The 280-nt window shown below is 73.9% G+C and carries 1 protein-coding gene; it reads right to left on the minus strand.

The window, feature by feature from the left end; genetic code table 11:
- A partial coding sequence (locus DL891_RS16930) for an ATP-binding cassette domain-containing protein (RefSeq protein ID WP_157962616.1) occupies nt 1-280 on the minus strand: 280 nt, incomplete at both ends.

Here is a 280-nt window from a genome sequence, read left to right on the forward strand (position 1 = left end):
TGTGCGACAGGCCGACCGCATGAAGGGCCTGGGCGACGCGCCCGTGCGGATCGGCTGGGTCGGCATCCAGCGCCGCCCAAAAGCCGAGCGCATCGCGCAAGGGGCGCGCGGCATCGAGCGCGGCGGCTTCGGCCATCAGCGTGCGGGTTGCCGCTCCCACGATCTCGCCGCTGGCGGGCCGCAACAGCCCGGCGGCAACGCGGATCAGGCTCGATTTGCCAATGCCGTTGGGGCCGGTGACCAACGCCGCGCCGCCCGGCGGCACCGCAAAGGACAGGCG

Source organism: Homoserinimonas sp. OAct 916 (genome assembly GCF_003260275.1).
GTDB lineage: Bacteria > Actinomycetota > Actinomycetes > Actinomycetales > Microbacteriaceae > OACT-916.